Below are 24,046 nucleotides of genomic sequence, written 5' to 3'. Positions count from 1 at the left end.
GATTGTGCCGCCCGCCCGCGCGGCGCTGCCGGCGGGACACATGTGGTTTCAGCCGCGCGGATTCGCCGTGGGCCAGGCCAGTCGGCGGAACTCCGCGCGCAGGGCCGACAGGGTCTGCGGCGCGGCCTGGGCGTAGCGCTGGGCTTCCAGCTTCAGCAGCCAGTCGCGAACGGGTTGCGCGGCGGGGCCGAAGCGCGCATCGGCCTGCGCTGCGATCTGGCGCGGCGGCGCGGTCTCGGGCACGGCGAGGCCGGCTTTCGCCAGGCGCGCGCGGGCCTGGCCGAGCAGGCGCAGCCATGGGTCGTGCCGGCTGCGTTCCCAGAGCGTCCAGCCCGCGCCGGCGAGGCTCGCGGCGATGACCAGGTAGAGCAGCACATAGGCGAGGTCTTCCAGGCTCGGCGCTTCGAAGCCGATGTTCTTGAGCAGGTTGAGCTGGCGGCTCTGCGTGTAGTTGAGCACCCACTGGTTCCAGCCGTTGTTCATCGCCTCCCAGGCGGCGCGCATGTTCTGCACCAGCGTCGGGCTCATCGCGCTGAAGGCGCCGGCGAAGAGGCCCGGCTGCGGCACGAGCCGCTGCTGCTGGCCGATGCGGCCCGGCGCGACCGAACCGGTCGGGTCCACGCGCACCCAGCCCGCGCCTTCTTGCCAGACCTCGGCCCAGGCGTGCGCATCGCGCTGGCGAATGATCCAGTAGTTGTCGATGCTGTTGAGTTCGCCGCCCTGGTAGCCCGTCACGATGCGCGCGGGGATGCCCAGGTTGCGCATCAGCACGACGAAGGCCGAGGCGATGTGCTCGCAGAAGCCCTCCTTGCGGTCGAACCAGAATTCGTCGGCCGTGTCGTTGCCGTAGAGGCCGGGCTCCAGCGTGTAGGTGTAGCCGCCGGTGCGCAGGCGCTGCAGCACGGCCTGCACGAGGGCGGGCGCGGCGGCGCTGGCCAGGGCCGGATCGTTGCGCATCTCCGTGGCGAGCGCGGCGGTGCGCGGGTTCGTTCCGGGCGGCAACTGCAGGTACGCCTGCAACTGTCCGCCCGCACGGCGCACCGGGCCGCTCTGGAACCGCGGGTAGCTCTCGGCGCGGTAGCGCAGCAGGTCGGTGACCGGGCGGTTCGAGATCCATTGCAGATCGGGCGTGCCCACGACCTCGAGGCCGGGCGCTTCGGGCGCTTTCGGCGCCGCGTCGAGCGTCAGCAGCCAGGGGCGGTTGTTGGGTTCGAGCGTGACCTCGTAGCGCACGGGCTCGCCCGTCACGCGCAGGTTGGCGAGGCCTTGCCCGCCGCGTCCCCACGGCGGCAGCGCCGTCCATTCGCGGCCGTCGAACTGGCCGAGCACCGGGCCGCGAAAATAGAGCTGGCTTTGCGGCGGCGCCCGGTTGTCGTCGAACTTGACGCGGGCGGCGATGCTGTCGTCCAGCGCCAGCTCGGCGATGGTGCCGACGCGCATCGTGTTCGACAGGCCCATGCGGCCGGCCATCGCATCGCCCGGCGTGCCCCACAGCGGCGCGAAGCGCGGGAACAGCAGGAACAGCGCCAGCATGATCGGCGCGCCGGCCAGCGCCATCCAGCCCGCCGTGCGCGCGGCCTGCATCAGCGGCGGCCGGCCGACGGGCATGTGCGCGTTGACCAGTGCCGTGAGCAGGCCCAGCAGCGCGAGCAGCATCGTGAAGGCAGTCAAGAGCGACTGCGAATAGAAGAAATTCGTGAGCATCGCGAAGAAGCCCAGGAAGAAGACGACGAAGGCGTCTCGTCGCGCGCGCAGCTCCAGGGTCTTGAGCGCCAGCAGGATCACGATCAGCGTGACGCCCGCGTCGCGTCCGAGCAAGGTGCGATGGGTCGCGTAGGTGCCTGCGAGCGCCAGCGCGAGCAGCGCGATGCGCCACCATCGGCTGGGAAGCGGACGGGCCTCGACGGCGAGCGAGCCGCGCCACAGCAGCACCAGCGCGGTCAGCGCCGTGCACCACCAGGGCAGGTTCTCGACCTGCGGCAGAACGATCAGCGCGATCACCGCCAGCAGGAAGAGGGTGTCCCGGGCGTCCCGCGGAAGGGCCGCGAGCTTGAGCATCAGCTTGTTCATGCGGTGCGTCTCAACATAAGGCGAGCGCCTCCAGGCAGGCCCGCTTGTGGGCCTCGCCCTGGGATGGCTTCACCACCCGGCCTGCGATCCGGAGCCCGTAGTCCACGCCCAGCCGGTCCGCCATCAGCACCCAGGCACAGAGCCGCGACAGGCGGGCCTCGGTGTCGGCAAGCCCGGCGGCCTGCGCATCGAGCCAGAGCTCTTCGCGCTGCGTGTGCTGCGTGTCGCGGCTCACGAGGTCCTCCGACCCGGCCGCCTGCGCGCGCGCGGCTTTCTTCCAGACCACGAGCTTCAGCGGATCGCCGCGCCGGTACGCGCGCACGCCGTCGTACTCGCCGGCGCCTTGCGCGCGCTGTGCAGCGGAAATGGCGGCCGGCCCCGACAGGGGCTCGCCGGGCGGCAATGGTGGCGGGTGCGCCTCGGGCGTTGGATACACCAGCATCTGCGCCGCGGGGCGCCAGACCGTCCACACGCGAAACGTTCCCAGCGGAAACCGCGTCTCGGCGGTCAGCGGCGGCACCGGGTGCAGGCCCCGCCGCTCGGGCTGGAACGCGATCTCGACCGTGGACATGCCCTCGGCCGGCACGTCGGTCCAGGCCCACTGCCCGCTGCCGCGCACCGCCATCCCGATGCCGTAGCGCACGCTGCGCCGCTCGTTGTGCAGCACGACCCGGAAGACGGCCGCGGCCCCGGCGTAATGCGCCTCGGGCGGCATCATGCGCATCGCGAGGCCGCGCAGCGTGGCATGGCACACGTGCATGCCGACTGCGACGCTGCCGGCCAGCAAAAAGGTCAGCAGGTAGCCGAGGTTCAACTGGTAGTTGATCGACGCGACCAGCAGCACCAGCAGCGTGGCCGCCAACGTCCAGCCGGCCCGCGTAGGCACGATGTAGACGTTGCGCTGGGTGAGCGCCAGCGTGTCCGATGGCGGCCGCCGGGACAGGAACCAGCCATCGATGCGCGAGCGCAGGGCGCCGACCGGGTTCACGGCAGCGGAACCGCCGCGATCATCGCGCGCACCTGCTCGACGGCGCCGCGGCCCGCGTCGCCCACGGGCGTGAGGCGGTGCGCGATCGTCTGCGGCAGCACGGCCTGCACATCGTCGGGCGCGACGTAGTTGCGGTTGGCCAGCAGCGCCTGCGCCTTGGCGGCGCGCAGCACCGCGATGCCCGCGCGCGGCGACAGGCCCTGCAGGAACCAGCGGCCCGAGCGGGTGGCCGCGATCAGGTCCTGCACGTAGTTCAGCAGCGGCTCGGAGGCATGCACCTGCTGCACGCGCTGCTGGATGGCGGTGAGTTCGCCGGCAGTCAGCATGGCGGGCAGGCTCGCGAGCATCTCGCGCCGGTCGACGCCCGAGAGCAGCAGCCGCTCGGCCGCGCGGTCGGGGTAGCCGAGCGAGATGCGCATGAGGAACCGGTCCAGTTGCGACTCGGGCAGCGCGAAGGTGCCAAGTTGATCCTGCGGGTTCTGCGTGGCGATCACGAAGAAGGGCGTGGGCAGCGGACGGGTCTCGCCTTCGATGGTGACCTGCTTTTCTTCCATCGCCTCCAGGAGGGCGCTCTGGGTCTTGGGGCTCGCGCGGTTGATCTCGTCGGCCAGCAGCACCTGGGCAAAGATCGGCCCCGGGTGGAACACGAAAGCCTGCTGGCCCCGGTCGTAGATCGCCACGCCCGAGAGATCGCCTGGCATCAGGTCCGCGGTGAACTGGACCCGCGAAAACTGCAAACCGAATGTGTGCGAAAGCGCGTGGGCGAGGGTGGTCTTGCCGACCCCCGGCACATCCTCGATCAGCAGGTGGCCGCCTGCGAGCAGGCAGGCCACGCAGTCGCGCACCTGCGCCTCTTTGCCGACGATCACCGTGTTAAGCTGACTCAGCAAAGTGGCAAGCTTCGCAGCAACGTCCATATTTGTATCCATATGCAAACGATACCGTAAGACCTTGCGGCCCCATGCCGCGTGAGGTCTAGACGCGACAAGAGACATGGGCAAGACAGGCTACTTCACACACCGCGACTTCTGGAAGCACGACATGGGCCGGGGCCATCCCGAGTGCCCCGAGCGACTGGATGCCATCGAAGACCGGCTGCTGCTGACCGGCGTCAGCGATGCATTGGAGCACTGCGAAGTGCCGCTGGCCACCCTGGAGCAACTCACCCGGGCCCACAGCGTGGAGCACGTCGAGCTCCTCGAAGAGCTCCACATGCGCCTGGTGGCCGACGAGCCCGCCGGCGGCCCCGACCACGCGCAGCTCGACCCCGACACCTCCCTGAACCGCTTCACGCTGCTGGCCGCACGCCGCGGCGCGGGCGCCGCCATCGCCGCGACCGACGCGGTGATCGCCGGCGACATCGAGAACGCCTTCTGTTCGGTGCGCCCGCCCGGCCACCACGCCTGCCGCGAGCGGGCGATGGGCTTCTGCTTCTTCAACAACATCGCGATCGCGGCACGCCATGCGCTCGAGGTGCACGGCTTCGACCGCGTGGCCATCGTCGATTTCGACGTGCACCACGGCAACGGCACCGAGAACATCCTCTCGAACGATCCGCGCGTGCTGATGGTCGGCTTCTTCCAGCATCCGTTCTACCCGTACAGCGGCACCGAGCATCCGGCGCCGAACATGCTGAACCTGCCGATCCCGGCCTACACCCGCGGCATGGACGTGCGCGAACTCATCGAAGCCGCCTGGATGCCGCGGCTCGAGGAATTCCGTCCGCAGATGGTCTTCATCAGCGCGGGCTTCGACGCTCACCGCGAAGACGACCTGGGCCAGCTCGGCCTCACCGAGAACGACTTCGCCTGGATCACGGGCCGCATACACGACGTCGCCAAACGCCATGCGCGCGGCCGCATCGTCTCGATGCTCGAGGGCGGCTACAACCTCGATGCGCTCGCGCGCAGCGTGGAAGCGCACATCCGCGTTCTCGCGGACCTGTAACGAGAGTGGGCGCGGCACGGCGCCCCGTTTTCTGAACCGATGAATTTCAACGATTTCCTACAACGCGTGAATGCGGTCGATGCGCGCGGCATCGGCATCGAACTGACTGCGCTGGTGGCCTGCGTGGCGCTGGCCTGGGCCATCTGCAAATGGTTCGGGCGCGACCAGCCCAAGGACTCCATCTGGTTCGGCGAAAGCACCTTCGACGGCGTGCTGTTCCCGCTGCTGTCGCTGGTGTTCACCGATCTCGCGCGGCGCGTGGTGATCGATTTCCAGCCGGTGCTGGTGCTGCGCATCGCGGTGTCGGTGTTCCTGTCGCTGGTGGTCATCCGGCTGTTCGCGCGGGTGCTGCGGGCGGTGTTTCCCACCTCCAACCTGGTGCGGCTGATCGAGCGCACGATCTCGTGGCTCGCCTGGATCGCGGCCGTGCTCTGGATCGTCGGGCTCCTGCCGCCCGTGCTGGCCGAGCTGGACAACATCACGCTGGCCTTCGGCAAGACGCGCGTGAGCGTGCAGACGATCTTCCAGGGCGTGCTCTCGGCCGGGCTGGTGCTGGTGATCGCGCTGTGGATCGCCTCGACCATCGAGAAGCGCATCCTGCGCGAGGCCGTCACCGACCTCTCGATGCGCAAGGTGGCGTCGAACGCGGTGCGCGCTTTCCTGCTGCTGATCGGCTTGTTGTTCGCGCTGTCGGCGGTGGGCGTGGACCTCACCGCGCTCTCGGTGCTGGGCGGCGCGCTCGGCGTGGGCCTGGGCTTCGGCTTGCAGAAGCTCGCCGCCAACTACGTGAGCGGCTTCGTGATCCTGCTGGAACGCTCGATCCGCATCGGCGACAACGTGAAGGTCGACACTTTCGAGGGCCGCATCACCGACATCAAGACGCGCTACACGCTCATCCGCGCGGGCAACGGGCGCGAGGCGATCGTGCCGAACGAATCGCTGATCACCAGCCGGGTGGAAAACCTCTCGCTGGCCGACCGCAAGTTCAACATCACGACCAACATCGTGGTGGGCTACGAGAGCGACGTGGCGCAGGTGCAGGCCATCCTGTGCACGGCGGCGAAGTCGCAGGCGCGCGTGATGACCGACCCGGAGCCGGTGGCTTATCTCGTGAACTTCGCGCCCGACGGCCTGGAGTTCAGCCTGCACTTCTGGGTGGCCGACCCGGACAAGGGCAAGGACAACCTGCGCTCGGCCATCAACATCGCCATCCTTCAGGGACTGCGTGGAGCGGGCATCGACATTCCCTATCCGCAGCGGGTGGTGCGGGTGGAGTCGCTGCCTGCCGCCGCCGCAGAGCCCGAGAAAAAGTGACCGCCGAGTGACCGCCGAGTGAGCGACGGGTCGCCCCTGACCGGGCACCCGGCCGCGTCATGGCTGTCGCGGGATCGCCCGCCGTAGGCCGCTTCCCGCATTCCAGAGCCCGTTCCCGCCGGCCCGCCGCCAGGGCCGCGGCACGCCCCAACCGCCTGATTTCCACGCACGACGCCCGAGCATCGCTCGGCTGCGCCGCGCCGACGCGCGTCTCCGACAGACCGATCGAAAGAATTTGACAAGCTGCTCCATCAAGAAGTAACCTAACAAAGTGATTTTGGTAGGTTACTTTGAATTTTTCTTCAGGAGTCAGTCATGAGCGTTGTTGCCAACCGATCCATCGACGTCGATGGTGTGGATGTGTTCTACCGGGAGGCTGGCGATCGCAGCCTTCCGACCTTGCTGCTGCTGCACGGGTTTCCCAGCTCGAGCCACATGTTTCGTGACCTCATCCCGTTGCTGGCGGATCGCTTTCACGTGGTGGCGCCCGATCTGCCGGGCTTCGGGCAATCCGCGATGCCATCGCGCGAAGCGTTCGCCTACACCTTCGACCACCTGGCGGAGGTGATCGACGGATTCACCGAGGAGCTGAAGCTCGATCGTTTCTCGGTCTATGTGTTCGACTACGGCGCGCCCGTCGGATTCCGGCTGGCCTTGCGGCATCCGGAGCGGGTGACCGCGATCATTTCGCAGAACGGCAATGCGTATGAAGAGGGCTTGAGCGAAGGGTGGAATCCCATCCGCGCGTACTGGAAGGACGCCTCGCAGGCCAACCGCGACGCGCTGCGTGCATTCCTGTCGCCGGAGACGACGAAGTGGCAGTACACGCATGGCGTGTCGGACGAAACGGCGGTCTCTCCGGACGGCTACACGCTCGACACCTTCTACCTGGCGCGGCCGGGCTCGGCCGAGATCCAGCTGGACCTCTTCGGCAACTACCAGAGCAACGTGCAGCTTTATCCGGCATTCCAGAAATACATGCGCACGTACCGCCCGCGCGTGCTGGCCGTGTGGGGGACGAACGATCCGTTCTTCCTTCCGGCCGGCGCTGAAGCGTTCAAGAAGGATGTGCCGGACGCGCAGGTCGTGTTCTTCGACACGGGGCACTTCGCGCTGGAAACGCACGCCACGGAAATCGCCGCGGTGATTCGAGATTTCCTGGGCTGAAGTACGCGTTGCATGGACGGGGAAACGAGATGAAGAATTCAGTGGCCATCGTGTCTGGCGCCAGCCAGGGAATCGGCGAAGCAACAGCGGTTCGCCTCGCGCGTGACTTCGGCCAGCTGGTGCTGGTCGCAAGGAGCGAAGAGAAGCTCCATGCCACCGCCGCAAAGGTGAAGGCCGCGGGCGCGCAGAGCCTCGTGCTTCCCGCGGACTTGAGCATCCCGGCAACCGCGGAAGAAGTCGTCGCACGCACTGTCGAAGCGTTCGGCCGCATCGACGCCGTGGTGAACATCGCAGGCGCGGTGCCGCAGGTCGATCTGCTCGACATGACCGATGCGCAGTGGGACGACGGCATGAGCCTGAAGCTGCACGGCGCGCGGCGCCTGACGGTCAGGGCGTGGGAGCACCTGAAGGCGAGCAAGGGCTCGGTGATCCTCACGTCGGGCAACTCGGCCCTGTTTCCGAAGGCGTCGTACGCGGCCGTCGGTACTGTCAACGCGGCGATCGTGGCGCTGGCGAAGGCGTTTGCAGACCTCGGGATTCGCGACGGCGTGACCGTCAACAGCGTTCTTCCCGGACCGGTGATGACGGGGCGGCGGCGCTCGTACCTGGAGCACTGGGCGCCGGCACACGACATGACGGTCGAGGAGGCGTTCGCGAAGTTTCCGAAAGAAGCAGGCATCGCCCGGTATGGCGAGGCGGAAGAGATCGCGAACCTCATCGCGTTCCTTGTTTCTCCAGCGGCCAAGTGGATGATGGGCACCGCGGTGCGCATGGACGGCGGCGAAGTCAAGTCGGTCTAGCTGCGCCACTTTTTTCTCTGGACAACCCAACTTTTGAATGAATGAAGATGACGAAATCTGTCGCGATCGTTACGGGCGCAAGCTCAGGCATTGGCAGGGCAACGGCGCTGCGCCTGGCGCGCGATTTCTCCTGTGTCGTGCTCGCCGCGAGAAGCGGTGAGCGGCTCGATGAGGTGGCGGCCGCGGTGAAGTCCGCCGGCGCACAGGCGCTGGTCGTCGAAGGCGATTTAGGGCAGCCGAAGAGCGCGGACACGGTGGTCGAACGCGCGCTCGAAGCCTTCGGGCGCATCGATGCGCTGGTGAATGTCGCAGGCGCCGTTCCCGGGCTGGACGTCTTCGAGATGAACGACGAACAGTGGGACGGCGCGATGGCATTGAAATTCCACGGCGCGCGGCGGCTGACGTTGCGCGCGTGGGAGGCCCTCAAGGCCGCCGGCGGATCGGTCGTCTTCATCTCCGGCAACGCGGCCGAGACTCCGAAGGCGGGCGCCGCGGCAGTGGGCGCGATCAACGCCGCCATCGAAGCACTGGCCAAGGCGTTCGCCGACCGCGGGATTGCGGACGGCGTGCAGGTCAACAGCGTGTCGCCCGGCGCGGTCATGACCGGCCGGCGAATGGCCATGATCGAGAAGGCGGCTGCCGCGCGGAATGTCAGCGTGGACGACGCGAAGCAGCTCTTCCTGGCACAGGCGGGGATCGCGCGATTCGGCGAGCCGGAAGAGATCGCCGATCTCATCGCCTTCGTCGTCTCGCCTCCCGCGCGCTGGATGACCGGCACCGTCCTTCGCATTGACGGTGGCGAAGTCAAATCGGTCTAGAGAGAGCGAAGCGCCCCGACGATCACGCCGGTCACTTCGTCCGGCGCCGACACGCTCGGGGTATGGTCGATGGCGGCGAGCCGCTGGGTCGCGCCCATCCGGTTGGCCATGAAGACCTGGGTGTCTTTCGGGATCATCCGGTCGTCCTCCGCAATCAGGAACCAGCTGGGCTTGGACTTCCAGAGCGGGCGCCCCACGGGGACGGTGATGCAGGGCGGGGCGATGGGGCGCTGGACCGCGGCCAGCACCTGCAGGCTCTGCGCCGAGGCGTTCTGCGCAAACGCCGCGGCGAAGGCGTCCTCGGGCAGCCAGATCCATCCGTCGGCGTCCGGTGCGAGTTGGGGCGCGAGGGCATGCGGTGGCGCGCGATAGAAGACGTCGGCCACCGTCTCGCCTTCATCGGGCGCCAGCGCAGCGATGTAGACGAGACCCGCGACCTTGTCGCTCTCGATCGCCCCGATCACTGCGCCGCCATAGGCATGCGCGACCAGCAGCACTTGGCCTTCGATGCGGGCAAGGCTTCGGGTGAGCGCCTTTGCATCGTCTTCCAGGCTTGTCAGAGGCAGTGGCGCCGCGATCGACTTGATTCCCGCGTGCGCGAGGGATTCGATCACCGGGGCCCAACTCGATCCGTCTGCCCATGCGCCGTGCACCAGTACCACTGTCGTTTGATTGGCCATGTTCCGTTCCTTTGCGTGTGTCGAGACAAGCTGTCTGCCGGCTGATGTGCGTATCGAGAGTAACTTGTCTAAATTGGTTTGAATGGTTATTCTGTATGAGGGCGGCATGCGCTGCAAGCGCTGTCGTCGCAAAGGGCCGAATAAAATCGCCTCCCTTGCAGGAGGCCTCCGCGAACGTCGCGGATCACTGCGAACACGCAGTACCAAGGAGAGTTGATGAAGGAGAAGCGGCCTCCGGCCATGTTCCTGGCGGATTCACTGGCAATCGATTTCCTGAACTCCATCGGCTTCCCCGTGGACACCCAGGTGGAGTGGCTGGAATCCGGAGAGGACTTCGTGAGCTGGCTTCAGGAAGCCGGATTGGTCAGCCCCGAAGAACTGAAGGAAGTCTGCGAAGGCGCCGGCCCGGGTGAGCTGGACGCCGTGGCCGCGCAGGCGCGTGCCTTGCGCGAATGGTTCAGGGGATTCGTGCACCAGCACAAGGGCGCACGGCTCACGCGCAAGGCCTTGAAGGACCTGGACCCGTTGAACCGGCTGCTGGCCCGCGACGAGGAGTTCGATCAGGTCGAAGTGCGTGCCAGGCATTCCTCCGATGCGGACGAGCCCTCCGAGCTGACCTGGGTGCGCCACCGGCGCTGGCGTTCGCCCGAAGCGCTTTTGTTGCCGGTCGCCAAGGCCATGGCCGAGTTGCTGGCCACCGCGAACTTCCTGCAGGTCAAGGCCTGCGAAGGCCCGGCCTGCACGCTGATGTTCCTCGACACGACGCGCGGTCATATCCGCAGGTGGTGCAGCATGGCTGTGTGCGGCAATCGCGCCAAGCAGGCCGCGCATCGCTTGCGGGCGAGTGGCGACAAGAGGTAAGCGGCTGCCGGCGAGCGCTCGGCGCTGTCTTATAATCACGGAAAAGCACGACCGTTCTTTTTCGTCGTCCCCGATGCCCATCGAAACGAAAACAGAGGGTGCAAAGGTCGCGTCCTAGAATGACCGGTTGCCCTCGAGGCCCCCTTTTTGCAATCCAATGGAGTCAAGTCAATGAAGGTTCTTGTACCTGTCAAACGGGTCGTCGATTACAACGTGAAGGTGCGCGTGAAGAGCGACGGCACCGGGGTGGACATTGCCAACGTCAAGATGAGCATGAACCCCTTCGACGAGATCGCTGTGGAAGAAGCGGTTCGCTTGAAAGAGAAGGGCGTGGTCACCGAAGTGATCGCCGTCTCGTGCGGCGATGCCAAGTGCCAGGAAACCCTGCGCACCGCGATGGCCATCGGCGCCGACCGCGGCATCCTGGTGGAGACCACCGAAGAGCTGCAGCCTCTTGCTGTCGCCAAGCTCCTGAAGGCGCTGGTCGACAAGGAACAGCCCCAACTGATCATCCTCGGCAAGCAAGCCATCGACGATGACGCCAATCAAACGGGCCAGATGCTGGCTGCCTTGGCCGATCTGCCGCAAGCCACCTTCGCCTCCAAGGTCGACTTGGCGGCCGACAAGGTCACCGTTGCACGCGAAGTGGACGGCGGCATGGAAACGCTGACCCTCACGCTGCCGGCCGTCATCACGACCGACCTGCGCCTGAACGAGCCGCGCTACGTGACGCTGCCCAACATCATGAAGGCCAAGAAGAAGCAGCTGGACATCTTCAAGCCCGAAGACCTGGGCGTGGACGTCAAGCCCCGCCTGAAGACCCTGAAGGTCAGCGAGCCTCCCAAGCGCGGCGCCGGCATCAAGGTGCCTGACGTGGCAACGCTGGTGGACAAACTGAAGAACGAAGCGAAGGTGATCTGAACATGACCGCACTTGTTATTGCCGAACACGACCACGCCAGCATCAAGCCGGCAACTTTGAACACCGTGACCGCAGCGCTGGCTTGCGGCGGTGAAGTGCATGTGCTGGTGGCTGGTGCCAACGCCGCTGAAGCGGCCAAGGCTGCCGCCCAGATCGTGGGCGTCACCAAGGTCATCGCGGCCGACAGCCCGAGCCTGGCCGAGAACCTCGCCGAGAACGTGGCCGCTCAAGTCCTGGCGATTGCCAGCAACTACAGCCACATCCTGTTCCCCTCCACCGCCAACGGCAAGAACGTCGCCCCGCGCGTGGCCGCCAAGCTGGACGTGGCGCAGATCTCGGACATCACCAAGGTGGACAGCCCCGACACCTTCGAGCGCCCGATCTACGCCGGCAACGCGATCGCCACCGTGCAGAGCAGCGATGCCACCAAGGTGATCACGGTCCGCACGACCGGCTTCGATGCCGCGGCCGCCACCGGTGGCACCGCGACGGTCGAAACCGCTGAAGGCGTGGCAGACAGCGGCAAGTCGAGCTTCGTGGGCCGTGAAGTCACGAAGAGCGAACGCCCCGAGCTGACCGCGGCCAAGATCATCGTCTCGGGTGGCCGTGCCTTGGGCAGCGCCGAGAAGTTCACCGAAGTGATGGCGCCCCTGGCCGACAAGCTCAACGCGGGCCTGGGCGCCAGCCGCGCAGCCGTCGATGCGGGCTACGCCCCCAACGACTGGCAAGTGGGCCAGACCGGCAAGATCGTCGCGCCGCAGCTGTACATCGCAGCCGGCATCTCGGGCGCGATCCAGCATCTGGCCGGCATGAAGGATTCCAAGGTGATCGTGGCGATCAACAAGGACGAAGAAGCCCCGATCTTCTCGGTGGCCGACTACGGCCTGGTGGCCGACCTGTTCGTGGCCGTGCCCGAGCTGGTGAAGGCGCTCTGATCGCATTGCTGCATTGAGCCGAAGGGCATCGTTCGCGATGCCCTTTTCGTATCCGCTGTATCTGGAGACAAGACATGAGCTACACCGCCCCCCTCAAGGACATGCTGTTCGACATCGAGCACCTGGCCAACATCGGCGAGATCGCCAAGCTGCCGGGCTTCGAAGACGCGGGCCTCGAAACCGCACAGGCCGTGCTTGAGGAGTGCGCCCGCTTCAACCAGGACGTGGTCGCGCCGTTGAACATCGAAGGCGACCGCAATCCTTCGTCGTTCAAGGGCGGTGAAGTCGCCACCACGCCGGGCTTCAAGGATGCTTTCGCGCAGTACGTCTCGGGCGGCTGGCAGGGCCTGCAGCATCCGTCGGACTTCGGCGGCCAGGGCCTGCCCAAGACCATCGGCGCGGCCTGCGGCGAGATGCTCAACTCGGCCAACATGAGCTTCGCGCTGTGCCCGCTCCTGAGCGACGGCGCCATCGAGGCGCTGCTCACGGCCGGCTCCGACGAGCTGAAGGCGGTGTACCTCGAAAAACTCGTGAGCGGCCAGTGGACCGGCACGATGAATCTCACCGAGCCGCAAGCCGGCAGCGACCTGGCCATGGTGCGCAGCCGCGCCGAGCCGCAGCCCGACGGCACCTACAAGGTGTTCGGCACCAAGATCTTCATCACCTACGGTGAGCACGACATGGCCGAGAACATCGTGCACCTCGTGCTGGCCCGCGTGACCGGTGCGCCCGAGGGCGTGAAGGGCATCAGCCTGTTCGTGGTGCCGAAATTCATGGTCGGCAAGGACGGCGCGCTCGGCGAGCGCAACGACGTGCACTGCGTGAGCATCGAGCACAAGATGGGCATCAAGGCCTCGCCGACCGCCGTGCTGCAGTACGGCGACCACGGCGGCGCCGTGGGCTACCTCGTCGGGCAGGAGAACCGGGGCCTGGAGTACATGTTCATCATGATGAACTCGGCCCGCTATGCGGTGGGCATGCAGGGCATCGCGATCGCGGAGCGCGCCTACCAGCACGCCGTGGCCTACGCGAAAGACCGCGTGCAGAGCCGCCCGGTCGATGGCTCGATCAACGCGAGCGCGCCGATCATTCACCACCCCGACGTCAAGCGCATGCTGATGACGATGCGCGCCTACACCGAAGGCTGCCGCGCGATGGCCAGCGTGGCCGCAGCCGCCTACGACGCCTCGCATCACCACCCCGATGCGGATGCGCGCAAGCAGAACCAGGCCTTCTACGAATTCATGGTGCCGCTGGTCAAGGGCTACAGCACCGAGATGAGCCTGGAGGTGACCTCGCTGGGCGTGCAGGTGCACGGCGGCATGGGCTTCATCGAGGAGACGGGCGCGGCGCAGTACTACCGCGACGCCAAGATCCTCACGATCTACGAAGGCACCACCGCGATCCAGGCCAACGACCTCGTGGGCCGCAAGACCGCGCGCGACGGCGGCCAGACGGCCAAGGCCATCGCTGCGCAGATCGAGAAGACCGAGGCCGAACTCGCCAAGAGCGACAGCGCCGCCGCGAAGGCCGTGCACAAGTGCCTGAAGGCCGCGCGCGAAGCCTTCATCGAAGTGGTCGATTTCGTCGCGGGCCAGACCAAGGCATCGCCCAACGCGGTGTTCTCGGGCAGCGTGCCCTACCTGATGCTCGCGGGCAACCTGGTGGCCGGCTGGCAGCTCGCGCGCTCGCTGATCATTGCGGAAGACCTCGCCTCGCGTAGCTTCGACACCGACTTCATGCTGGCCAAGATCACGACCGCGCGCTTCTACGCCGAGCACATCCTGAACAAGGTGCCGGGCATCCGCGACAGCATCGTGGACGGCGCCGAGAGCGTCACGGCGCTCGCGCTCGACGCGTTCTGAGCCACACGGCCCGTGTCGCCCACCTGACCGGCGGCACGGCCTCCTTCTCTTATAAAACCGAACCCCTTCCCGGAGACAACATGTCCAAGCTGCCCCCCGTCCTGGCGAACCTGCCGCTGCCGATCATCGGCTCGCCGCTGTTCATCATCAGCAACCCCAAGCTCGTGATCGCGCAATGCAAGGCCGGCGTGGTCGGCTCGATGCCTGCGCTCAACGCGCGCCCCGCGGCGCAGCTGGAAGAGTGGCTGATCGAGATCACCGAAGAACTCGCGGCCTACAACAAGGCCAACCCCGACAAGCCCGCCGCGCCCTTCGCCATCAACCAGATCGTGCACAAGAGCAACGACCGCCTGGACCACGACATGGAGATGGTCGTGAAGTACAAGGTGCCGATCGTCATCACCTCGCTGGGCGCGCGCACCGACGTGAACGACGCGGTGCACAGCTATGGCGGCGTGACGCTGCACGACATCATCAACAACAAGTTCGCGCAGAAGGCGATCGAGAAGGGCGCCGACGGCATCATCGCCGTGGCGGCCGGTGCCGGTGGCCACGCGGGCGTGAAGAGCCCGTTCGCGCTGGTGCAGGAAATCCGCCAGTGGTTCGACGGGCCCATTGCGCTGTCGGGCTCCATCGCCTCCGGCGGTGCGGTGCTCGCGGCACAGGCCATGGGCGCCGACTTTGCCTACATCGGCACCGCCTTCATCGCGACCGAAGAGGCGCGTGCGAGCGACGAATACAAGCAGGCGATCGTGGATGGCAACTCCGACGACATCGTCTATTCGAATCTCTTCACCGGCGTGCACGGCAACTACCTGGCGCCCAGCATCGTCGCGGCCGGCATGGACCCGGCGAACCTGCCCGAAGGCGATCTCAAGACCATGAACTTCGCGAGCGGCGACGGCAGCAAGGCCAAGGCCTGGAAAGACATCTGGGGCTCGGGCCAGGGCATCGGCGCCGTGACCGAAGTGGCCAGCGCGGCGGCCTTCATCGACAAGCTCAAGCGCGAATACCAGGAAGCAAGGCAACGGCTGGCGCTCTGAGCGCCGACCGACCGTGGCCTCAGCCATCGCGTCCTCGCCCTTGCCATTGCAGGCAGGGCGCATGCCGTTGCTCGATGCCGCGAAGGGCATCGCCTGCGCGGTGATCGTCGGGCATCACCTCTCGCGCTACGGGCCGATGCCCGCGGGCGCCTACGGGCTCGCGCCCGAATTCTTCGGCTGGCTGGCCGAAGACGGCCGGCTCGCGGTGCAGGTGTTCCTCGTGATCGCGGGCTTTCTTGCGGCGGCGAGCCTGGCGCCGGACGGCCTCTTGCGCGTGGACCGTCCCATCGCGCGCATCCTGCAGCGCTATGGGCGGCTGGTGATGCCGTACCTGGCCGCGCTCACCGTCTGCGTGCTGGTGGCCGCACTGGTGCGCCCGTGGCTGGATGAAGACGTGGTGCCGGCATCGCCGAGCATCGGCCAGTTGTTCGCGCATGGCTTGCTGCTGCAGGACCTGCTGGGCTACGAGTCGCTGTCCACGGGCGTCTGGTACGTGGCGATCGATTTCCAGCTCTTCGCGCTGGCGCTGATGCTCGTGGGTCTTCCGGCCATGCTGAGCCCGCCGACCCCTGGCACCGTCAATCCGTCGTCGCGGTGGATGCCCGTGCTGCTGGTGCTCGCGCTGGCCGTGACCTCGCTGGTGCTCTTCAATCGCAACGCCAGCCTGGACGACACCGCGCTCTATTTCTTCGGCGCCTACGGGCTCGGCATGCTGGTGTTCTGGATCGGCCGCGCGACGCGCGCGAGCACCTGGCAGGGCGCCGTGGCGCTGCTGGTGCTGGTCGGGGCGGGGGCGCTGGCGATCGAATGGCGCAGCCGCATCGCGACGGCGCTGGTGACGGCGCTGCTGATCGCCCTCGCGCAGCACCATCATTGGCTGTCGCCCGCGAAGTGGCCGGTGGCTGCGGTGCCGCTGCAGCGCCTGGGGCGCATGTCGTACTCGCTGTTCCTCATTCACTTTCCGGTGCTGCTGGCCATGAACGCCCTGGTCGCGAACCTCGCGCCGCACGGGCCGTGGCTCGACCTGCTGGGCATGGTCGCGACCTTCGGTCTTTCGGTGGCTGCGGCGGCGCTGCTCTATCGGTGGGTGGAGTCGCGCCCGGCGTCGTGGCGCGGCGTGTTCACGCTGTTCGCCGCATTGCTGGTCAGCGGGATAGTCGTTTCGCATTAACTCGCACTGACTCGCGCCAGCGAGCAGGTGCCAGCCCCACCCCGGTCGCGGGTGAGAGGCCGATTTCTTCCCTTTGGACAGTTGCGCTCGGGCGTCGCAGCGTGCAGGCTGCGGGGGCTTTCGTCTTCGGTATGATTGTGGAAATTTCAGTAAATACTGAAAATACGCAAAATTAAGGAATGACCCAGCACACGCCGCCTCCCCGACTGCCGTTGCAGGCATCTGCGTCGCCTGACGTCGGCAGCGTGGTGCAGGGCGCCGCCGCGCTCTTCTGGATTCCGCAGGCGGCATTGCTCGCGATGGCGGTGCAGGGGTTGGCTTCGGGACAGGGCCTGGCGGCGGTGCAACTGCCGGCGCTCGGCATCCTGCTCTTCGGCGTGCTGCGCGCGCTGTGCGAGGCCTGGGGCGCGCGCCGGACCTTCACCCGCGCAAGAGCGCAATTGACGGCACTGCGCGCGCAGGCCGCTTCCGCGCTCGCAAGCGGATCACCGCTCGACCGCAGCCGCTCCGCCTCGGGCCACGCCGCCAGCGTGCTCGCCGAGCAGGCCGAAGCACTCGTGCCGTACCTCGTGCGCTACCAGCCCGCGCGCTGGCGCGTGATGGTCGTGCCCGTTCTCATCGTCCTCGTGGTCGCGAGCCTCTCGTGGATCGCCGCGCTGGTGCTCCTGGTCGCGGCCCCGCTGATCCCGCTTTTCATGGCCATCGTCGGCTGGCGCGCCAAGGCCGCGAGCGAGGCGCAGATGGTCGAGATGGGCGGCATGAACGCCTTCCTGCTCGATCGTCTTCGGGGCCTCGCCACGCTGCGCGCGCTCGGCGCGGTAGATGCAACTGCCGTGCGTTTGAACGAGTCCGCCCAGTCGCTGCGGCAGCGAACCATGGCGGTGCTTCGCATCGCCTTCCTCTCGTCGGCGCTGCTCGAATTGTTCTCGGCGCTCGGCGTCGCGATGGTGGCGGCGTATGTGGGCTTCCATCTGCTCGGCACGCTGGGCTTCGGCGCCTGGGGCCGGCAGCTGAGCCTGGGCGAGGGCCTGTTCGTGCTGCTGCTCGCGCCGGCTTTCTTCGAGCCGCTGCGGGAGCTCTCGGCCGTCTGGCACGACCGCGCGGCGGGCGAGGCGGCGCTGCAATCGCTCGAACAGCTTCAGCGCAGCGCGTTGCCGCTGCCCGGCGCGAACACGCCGGTGCGTACAGCGACGGGAGCCGCTGGCGCCGCGCCCGCCGTCGCGGTCCACGGCCTGCGCTTTGCCTGGCCCGGCGAGCAAGACCTCTTCGACGGCCGCGACCTTCGTATCGCAGCCGGCGAGCACGTCGCCATCACCGGCGCGAGCGGTTCGGGCAAGACGGCCTTGCTGTCGCTCCTTGCCGGGTTGCTGCCCGCGACCGGCGGCGAGATCTCCATCGGCGGCGTGCCGCTGTCCGACCGCACCGTGAGCGCCCTGCGGCAGCGCATGGCATGGATGGGCCAGAAGCCGCACGTGTTCGCCGGTTCGATCGGGGCCAACGTGGCGCTGGGGCGCGAGGACATCGGCACGCCGCAGGTCATGGCCGCGATGCGTTTCGCGTCGCTCGACACCGTGGCGCAGGCCCATCCCGCCGTGGCGCTGGGCGAGGGCGGCAGCGGCCTGTCGGGCGGGGAGGCGGTGCGGCTCGCACTGGCACGCATCGCCGTCCATCCGCATGCGGACCTGCTGCTGGTCGACGAGCCCACCGCGCACCTGGACACCGAAACCGCCGGGCGCGTCGCCGACGCTTTGGTGGTGCTGGCCCGAGGCAAGACGCTGATCGTCGCAACGCACGACCCCGTGCTGGCGGCGCGCATGCACCGCACGATCAGCCTCGACGCACAGGCGATGGAGCGCGCCGCATGACCACACGCTCCACGAACGACTGGCACGACCTGCGCCTCGTGCTGCGCCCCTTCCTCGCCTCGCAGCCGCGCCCCTTGCTGTGGGGCGGCCTGCTGGCGGCCGTCACGGTGCTCGCGGGCATGGCGCTGCTGGGCTTGTCGGGCTGGTTCATCACCGCGACCGCGCTGGCCGGACTGCACGCGGCGACCGCATTCACCTTCGACGTGTTCGCGCCCTCGGCCGGCATCCGCCTGCTGGCGCTCGGCCGCACGGCGTCGCGCTATGGCGAACGGGTCGTCACGCACGATGCGACCTTCGCCGTGCTCGCCTCGCTGCGCGTGCAACTGTTCCGCGGCTGGGCGCGGCCCGAAGCAGCGCACACGCTGCTGATGCGGCCTGCGCGCCTGCTGTTTCGCCTCACGGCCGACATCGACGCGCTCGAATCGCTCTACCTGCGGCTGCTGGTGCCCGCCGCCGCGGCCTTGGGTGCCGCGCTGCTGGCCGGCGTGGTGCTGGGTTTCATGCATGTCGGCATGGGCGCGGCGCTGATGCTCTGGCTCGTCGCTGTCGGCTGGAGCATTGCATTGATCGTCGCGCGGCGCGCACGGCGGCCGGCGGTGCAGCGCGCCCATGCCATCGAGGCGTTGCGCGCCCGCGCGGTCGACCTCGTGGCCGGCCAGACCGACCTGGTCATGGCCGGCCGCATCGACGCGCAACGCGAAGCACTCATGAACGCCGACCGGCATCTGGCCAAGGCCGACCTCGCGTTGAATCGGCTCGAAGCCGCAGCCGGCATCGCCCACGGCAGCGCGGGCACCCTGACCCTCGTCGGCGTGCTGCTCGCGGTGGGCGCGCTGGTGGGCGAGGGCGCGATTGGCGCACCCGCGGCGACGCTCGCGCTGCTGGTGGCGCTCACGGCGACCGAGCCTTTCGTGGCCTTGCGGCGCGGTGCGCTCGATGCGGGACGGACGTGGCTCGCAGTGCGCCGCCTCGCGCCGCGCATGACGATGGAGGAAGACGCGGCGGCAGCCAGCAGCGAAGAACCTTCCGTCGCATTGCGCTTGAGCCATGTCACGTTAGTGCACCCCGGCAGTCCCGTCGAAGTTCTGAACGACGTTTCGTTGACCGTGGCCTCGGGCGAGCGCGTTGCACTGATCGGCGCAAGCGGCGCCGGCAAGTCCACATTGCTCCACGTGATCGCCGGCGAAATCACCCCGCAGTCCGGCAGCACGAGCGCACAGCCGCCATGCCTGCTCACCCAGCGCACCGAACTTTTCCAGGACAGCCTGCGCGACAACCTCCGGCTCGCCGACCCCGAGGCCACCGACGAACGGCTCTGGTCCGCGCTGCAAGCAGCCGGCCTCGACGTTGACATCCGCGCCCTGAAGACAGGCCTCGACACGCGCCTGGGCGAAGGCGGCCTCGGCCTCTCGGGCGGCCAGTCGCGCCGCCTCGCACTGGCCCGCCTGCTGCTGCGCCCCGTGCCGCTCTGGCTGCTCGACGAACCCACCGAAGCGCTCGATGCCGCCGTCGCGCACGACGTGCTGCAGCGCCTCGCCCGCCACGCCGACGGCCGCACGCTCGTGATCGCCACGCACCTGCGCCGCGAGGCCGCGCTCGCCGACCGCCTCGTGTGCATGCAGCAAGGCCGCATCGTCGCCGACCTGCGCCGCGGCAGCCCTGCTTTCGACACCGCACTGCGCACCCTGCGCCCCGATTGATCCCACAGAAAAAGACAGAAGAGAACACAAAGGAAGACCCCATGGACCTGGACATCGTTGCGCTCTCGCGCCTGCAGTTCGCCGTCACGGCGCTGTATCACTTTCTCTTCGTGCCGCTCACGCTCGGCCTGTCGATCCTGCTGGCCATCATGGAGACGGTCTACGTGATGACGGGCCGTGTGATCTGGCGCGACATGACGAAATTCTGGGGCGTGCTCTTCGGCATCAACTTCGCGATGGGCGTCGCCACCGGCGTGGTGATGGAGTTCCAGTTCGGCATGAACTGGAGCTACTACAGCCACTACGTGGGCGACATCTTCGGCGCGCCGCTGGCCATCGAGGGGCTCATGGCCTTCTTCATGGAAGCGACCTTCGTGGGCCTTTTCTTCTTCGGCTGGGACAAGCTCTCCAAGGTCGGCCACCTCGTTGCCACCTGGGCCGTGGCCATCGGCTCCAACTTCTCGGCGCTGTGGATCCTCATTGCCAACGGCTGGATGCAGAACCCCGTGGGCGCGGCCTTCAACCCGCAGACCATGCGCATGGAGGTGACCGACTTCCTGGCGGTGCTCACCAACCCGGTCGCCCAGGCCAAGTTCGTGCACACCGTCTCGGCGGGCTATGTGTGCGCCTCGGTGTTCGTGCTCGGCGTGTCGGCCTGGTATGTGCTCAAGGGCCGTCACCTCGAACTGGCCAAGCGCTCGATGACCGTGGCCGCCTCCTTCGGCCTGGCCTCCGCGCTGTCGGTGGCGGTGCTCGGCGACGAAAGCGGCTACCTCTCGGGCGAACACCAGAAGATGAAGCTGGCCGCCATCGAGGCGATGTGGGAGACGCAGCCCGCGCCGGCCGCCTTCACCGTCATCGGCTTCCCCGACCAGGAATCGCGCGAGACGCACTACGCCATCCACATCCCCGGCGTGATGGGCCTCATCGGCACGCGTTCGCTGGACACGGTGATGCCCGGCATCGACGAGCTCGTCAAGCGCGCCGAGGCACGCATCCGCGAAGGCCTGAAGGCCTACGACGCCTTGCAGAAGATCCGCGAGGCCGGCGGCACCGGCAAGGTGACGCAGGGCGTGCGCGGCGACTTCGAGGACAACGGCATCAACATGGGCTATGCGCTGCTGCTCAAGCGCTACGTGGACGACCCGCGCACCGCGACGGACGAGCAGATCACCAAGGCCGCATGGGACACCGTGCCGCAGGTGGCGCCGCTGTTCTGGCTGTTCCGCGTGATGGTGGGCATCGGCATGCTGCTGATCCTGTTGACCGGCACCTTCTTCGTGCTGTCGGCGCGCCGACAGCTGGACAAGCACCGGTGGCTCCTCAAGGCCGCGGTGTTCGCGATTCCGCTGCCGTGGATCGCCATCGAATCCGGCTGGCTGGTGGCCGAGTTCGGCCGCCAGCCCTGGGTGATCGAGGGCGTGCTGCCCACGGCCGTGGCCGTGTCGAACCTGGGCGTGAAGACGCTCCTGCTCACGCTCGCGGGCTTCATCGCGATCTACACCACGCTGCTGGTCATCGAGTTGAAGCTGATGCTCAAGGCCATCCGCAAGGGACCTGAAGCCGAGCACGCGCCCGACGAGGGCGATGCGCGCTCGCACATTCCGCCTGCGCACGCCGCCGCCATTCCTACCGCTTCTTCCACCACCGGGAGCGCCGCATGATCCTCCACACACTCCTGGACTACGACACCCTGCGCTTCATCTGGTGGCTGCTGATCGGCGTGCTGCTGGTCGGCTTCGCGGTCACCGACGGGTTCGACCTGGGCAGCGGCATGCTGCTGCCGTTCGCGGCGCGCAACGACATCGAGCGCCGCGTCGTCATCAACAGCGTGGGCCCCGTGTGGGAAGGCAACCAGGTGTGGCTGATCCTGGGCGGCGGCGCGATCTTCGCGGCCTGGCCGCAGCTGTACGCGGTGTCGTTCTCGGGTTTTTATCTCGCGATGTTCGTGATCCTCACCGCGCTGATCCTGCGGCCCGTGGCCTTCAAGTTCCGCAGCAAGCGCGAGTCGCCGCAATGGCGCGCGCGCTGGGACGGGGTGCTGTTCTTCAGCGGCTTCGTGCCCTCGCTGGTCTTCGGCGTGGCCATGGGCAACGTGCTGCAGGGCGTGCCGTTCCGCTTCGGCGTGGACATGCACATCTTCTACGACGGGGGCTTCTTCGGCTTGCTGAATCCATTCGCGATCCTGTGCGGTTTCGTGTCGGTCGCGATGCTCGTGATGCACGGCGCGGCATGGCTGCTGCTCAAGACGGCCGGGCCGGTGGCCGAGCGCGCGCGCACCTACGGCATGGTGGCCGCGGTGCTCACCATCGCGCTCTATGCGCTGGCCGGCGTACTGCTCGCTACGAGCATCGGCGGCTACCGCATCAGCAGCGTGGTCGATGCCGTGGGGCCGTCGAACCCGATGCTGAAAACCGTCGAGCTGCATGCGGGCGCATGGACGGCCAACTACGCGGCGCACCCTTGGACGCTGGCCGCACCCATCGCCGGTTTCGTCGGCGCGCTGGGCGCGTTGCTCGGGCTGGCGTTGCGCCGGCCGGTGCTCGCGCTGCTCACGGCGGCGCTCGGCATCGCCGGCATCATCCTGAGCGTGGGCGCCTCGATGTTCCCGTTCATCCTGCCTTCGTCGATCGATCCGCGCGCGAGCCTCACGGTGTGGGATTCGTCCTCCAGCCACCTCACGCTCTTCATCATGCTGGTGGTCACGGGCATCTTCATTCCGATCATCGTGGCCTACACCACCTGGGTCTACCACGTGCTGTGGGGCAAGGTCGACGAGAAAGCCATCCGCGAAGACAGCGGTCACGCCTACTGAACAAGGGAGGAACAGAACATGTGGTACTTCGCCTGGATCCTCGGCCTGCCGCTGGCAGCCGCTTTCGCCGTACTCAATGCCATGTGGTACGAACTCATGGACGACGACGCGATCCGCAGGGAGAAGCTGGAACTGCCCGAATCGCCGGAGGGGCAGGAGAGGCTGTGATTTTTTCAGGGCTCTCGTTCAGGGCGCGTGCACAGGCCACCGGGTACTCCCCTCCGCGAATGTCCCCCGGCCTTCGCCCTCCTCCTTTATTTCGCTGCGGGGAGCACCCGATGCCCTGCGCACTTGGGCACGCTGCTGGTGTATCGCTGATCAACGACTGCTCTGAAAACGAGCACGCCGATGGGGTGCCTTGCGCAGCGAAATCAAGGAGGAGGGCGAAGCCCGGGGGACATTCGCGGAGCAAGGTACCCCGTCGGCGTGATCGCCGCCCTGAACAACAGAGCCCGCAGCGTTATCTGGCCGCAGGCTTTTTCTTCTTCGCCGAACCGCCCGTGATGCGGTCCTTCAGCGTCAACACCTTCGTGACCGTCGCGCCCATCCCCATGAGCTGCATCGCAGTCTCGGGTGCGAGCCGCTGCACATCGTCGAACCACTTCATCAAGCGATCGATCAGGTCGTGCATCTCCCGCATGCGCTCCTGCGCATGGCGCTCGGCATCGCTCGTGGGCGATTCGAGCAGCGCGTTGCGCAGCATCGAGAGCGTGGGCTCGATCTCGCGGCGGCGGCGCTCCTCGGCCAGCACGCGGAAGATTTCCCACACGTCCGACGGCGCCTCGAAGTATTCGCGCCGGTCGCCCGCCTGGTGCCGCAGCCGCACCAGCCGCCAGGCCTGCAACTCCTTCAGGCCCATGCTCACGTTGGAGCGCGAGAACTCCAGCAGCTCGGCGATCTCGTCGGCGTTGAGCGCGCGCTGCGAGAGAAAGATCAGCGCGTAGATCTGTCCCACGGTGCGGTTGATGCCCCACTTGCTGCCCATCTCGCCGAAGTGGGCGACGAACTGCCGGTTGAGGGGAGGGAGGTCGGGTGCGGTGGCCATGCGCGAATTGTCGCGCGGGATTGCTGGAGTTCCGGTAGCTT

At 67.5% G+C, this 24,046-nt stretch carries 21 protein-coding genes; 16 read left to right on the top strand and 5 right to left on the bottom strand.

All coding sequences use genetic code 11. The features are described 5' to 3' along the window. Positions 1–48: 48 nt before the first annotated feature. The 3 genes from BM133_RS12075 to BM133_RS12065 are packed head-to-tail and all read right to left on the bottom strand — an operon-like array spanning position 49 to position 3,975. Positions 49–2,070: a transglutaminase TgpA family protein gene (locus tag BM133_RS12075; RefSeq protein ID WP_093433979.1), complete on the bottom strand. Its 2,022-nt coding sequence runs from the start codon at positions 2,068–2,070 to the stop codon at positions 49–51. Between the two features lie 10 nt (positions 2,071–2,080). Continuing rightward, positions 2,081–3,058 carry a DUF58 domain-containing protein gene (locus BM133_RS12070; RefSeq protein ID WP_093433977.1) on the bottom strand — a complete coding sequence of 326 codons (978 nt, stop codon included), beginning with the start codon at positions 3,056–3,058 and terminating at the stop codon, positions 2,081–2,083. Continuing rightward, entirely contained in the window at positions 3,055–3,975 is a 921-nt protein-coding gene (locus BM133_RS12065) for an AAA family ATPase (protein WP_093433976.1), read from the bottom strand. Before BM133_RS12065 ends, BM133_RS12070 begins: the two co-directional genes overlap by 4 nt. Before the next feature lie 76 nt (positions 3,976–4,051). Here BM133_RS12065 and BM133_RS12060 point away from each other — a divergent pair, with 76 nt between their 5' ends. The 5 genes from BM133_RS12060 (at position 4,052) to BM133_RS12040 (ending at position 9,104) form a co-directional block, all read left to right on the top strand. After that, positions 4,052–5,005, top strand: coding sequence for a histone deacetylase family protein (locus tag BM133_RS12060; protein WP_093433974.1), 954 nt, complete (start codon positions 4,052–4,054; stop codon positions 5,003–5,005). Positions 5,006–5,044: 39 nt separating this feature from the next. Further along, positions 5,045–6,319 carry a mechanosensitive ion channel family protein gene (locus tag BM133_RS12055; RefSeq protein WP_093433973.1) on the top strand — a complete coding sequence of 425 codons (1,275 nt, stop codon included), beginning with the start codon at positions 5,045–5,047 and terminating at the stop codon, positions 6,317–6,319. Between the two features lie 315 nt (positions 6,320–6,634). After that, the gene (locus BM133_RS12050; protein ID WP_093433971.1) at positions 6,635–7,486 is read left to right on the top strand and encodes an alpha/beta fold hydrolase; all 852 of its coding nucleotides are present in this window, start codon (positions 6,635–6,637) and stop codon (positions 7,484–7,486) included. A gap of 29 nt (positions 7,487–7,515) precedes the next feature. Then, complete coding sequence (locus BM133_RS12045) at positions 7,516–8,286, top strand: SDR family oxidoreductase (RefSeq protein ID WP_093433970.1); 771 nt, start codon at positions 7,516–7,518, stop codon at positions 8,284–8,286. Positions 8,287–8,333: 47 nt separating this feature from the next. Then, positions 8,334–9,104 carry an SDR family oxidoreductase gene (locus tag BM133_RS12040; protein ID WP_093435285.1) on the top strand — a complete coding sequence of 257 codons (771 nt, stop codon included), beginning with the start codon at positions 8,334–8,336 and terminating at the stop codon, positions 9,102–9,104. On the opposite strand, the gene BM133_RS12035 is transcribed toward BM133_RS12040, so the two are convergent. Continuing rightward, positions 9,101–9,784 carry an alpha/beta fold hydrolase gene (locus tag BM133_RS12035; RefSeq protein WP_093433968.1) on the bottom strand — a complete coding sequence of 228 codons (684 nt, stop codon included), beginning with the start codon at positions 9,782–9,784 and terminating at the stop codon, positions 9,101–9,103. The two genes, BM133_RS12040 and BM133_RS12035, sit on opposite strands and share 4 nt — an antisense overlap. A 216-nt stretch (positions 9,785–10,000) precedes the next feature. Between BM133_RS12035 and BM133_RS12030 the strand changes: the two genes are divergently transcribed. The 11 genes from BM133_RS12030 to cydX all read left to right on the top strand — a co-directional run bounded on the left by BM133_RS12030 (position 10,001) and on the right by cydX (position 23,128). Next, positions 10,001–10,645, top strand: coding sequence for a CGNR zinc finger domain-containing protein (locus BM133_RS12030; RefSeq protein WP_093433967.1), 645 nt, complete (start codon positions 10,001–10,003; stop codon positions 10,643–10,645). A gap of 171 nt (positions 10,646–10,816) precedes the next feature. Next, positions 10,817–11,566 carry an electron transfer flavoprotein subunit beta/FixA family protein gene (locus tag BM133_RS12025; protein WP_093433965.1) on the top strand — a complete coding sequence of 250 codons (750 nt, stop codon included), beginning with the start codon at positions 10,817–10,819 and terminating at the stop codon, positions 11,564–11,566. 2 nt (positions 11,567–11,568) lie between these two features. Beyond that, positions 11,569–12,501 carry an electron transfer flavoprotein subunit alpha/FixB family protein gene (locus BM133_RS12020; protein ID WP_093433964.1) on the top strand — a complete coding sequence of 311 codons (933 nt, stop codon included), beginning with the start codon at positions 11,569–11,571 and terminating at the stop codon, positions 12,499–12,501. A gap of 74 nt (positions 12,502–12,575) precedes the next feature. Continuing rightward, entirely contained in the window at positions 12,576–14,366 is a 1,791-nt protein-coding gene (locus BM133_RS12015; RefSeq protein ID WP_093433962.1) for an acyl-CoA dehydrogenase, read from the top strand. 80 nt (positions 14,367–14,446) lie between these two features. After that, positions 14,447–15,409 carry an NAD(P)H-dependent flavin oxidoreductase gene (locus tag BM133_RS12010; protein WP_093433961.1) on the top strand — a complete coding sequence of 321 codons (963 nt, stop codon included), beginning with the start codon at positions 14,447–14,449 and terminating at the stop codon, positions 15,407–15,409. A 61-nt stretch (positions 15,410–15,470) separates the two neighbouring features. Next, entirely contained in the window at positions 15,471–16,580 is a 1,110-nt protein-coding gene (locus tag BM133_RS12005; protein WP_093433959.1) for an acyltransferase family protein, read from the top strand. Between the two features lie 179 nt (positions 16,581–16,759). Then, a complete protein-coding gene (gene cydD / locus BM133_RS12000; protein WP_093433958.1) occupies positions 16,760–18,445 on the top strand; it encodes a thiol reductant ABC exporter subunit CydD in 1,686 nt (561 codons plus the stop codon). Further along, the gene (gene cydC / locus BM133_RS11995) at positions 18,442–20,145 is read left to right on the top strand and encodes a thiol reductant ABC exporter subunit CydC (RefSeq protein ID WP_093433956.1); all 1,704 of its coding nucleotides are present in this window, start codon (positions 18,442–18,444) and stop codon (positions 20,143–20,145) included. Before cydD ends, cydC begins: the two co-directional genes overlap by 4 nt. A 41-nt stretch (positions 20,146–20,186) precedes the next feature. Then, positions 20,187–21,809: a cytochrome ubiquinol oxidase subunit I gene (locus BM133_RS11990; protein ID WP_093435283.1), complete on the top strand. Its 1,623-nt coding sequence runs from the start codon at positions 20,187–20,189 to the stop codon at positions 21,807–21,809. Beyond that, a complete protein-coding gene (gene cydB, locus BM133_RS11985) occupies positions 21,806–22,960 on the top strand; it encodes a cytochrome d ubiquinol oxidase subunit II (protein WP_093433955.1) in 1,155 nt (384 codons plus the stop codon). The genes BM133_RS11990 and cydB overlap by 4 nt, the downstream gene beginning before the upstream one ends. An 18-nt stretch (positions 22,961–22,978) precedes the next feature. Then, on the top strand, positions 22,979–23,128 hold the full coding sequence (gene cydX / locus BM133_RS11980) for a cytochrome bd-I oxidase subunit CydX (RefSeq protein ID WP_093433953.1): 150 nt from the start codon (positions 22,979–22,981) through the stop codon (positions 23,126–23,128). 292 nt (positions 23,129–23,420) lie between these two features. On the opposite strand, the gene BM133_RS11975 is transcribed toward cydX, so the two are convergent. Continuing rightward, positions 23,421–24,005, bottom strand: a complete 585-nt coding sequence (locus tag BM133_RS11975) for a GbsR/MarR family transcriptional regulator (protein WP_093433952.1) — start codon at positions 24,003–24,005, stop codon at positions 23,421–23,423. Between the last annotated feature and the right edge of the window lie 41 nt (positions 24,006–24,046).

The organism is Variovorax sp. 770b2, from assembly GCF_900115685.1.
Lineage (GTDB): Bacteria > Pseudomonadota > Gammaproteobacteria > Burkholderiales > Burkholderiaceae_C > Variovorax.
This window is presented reverse-complemented; position numbering and strand designations above follow the sequence as displayed.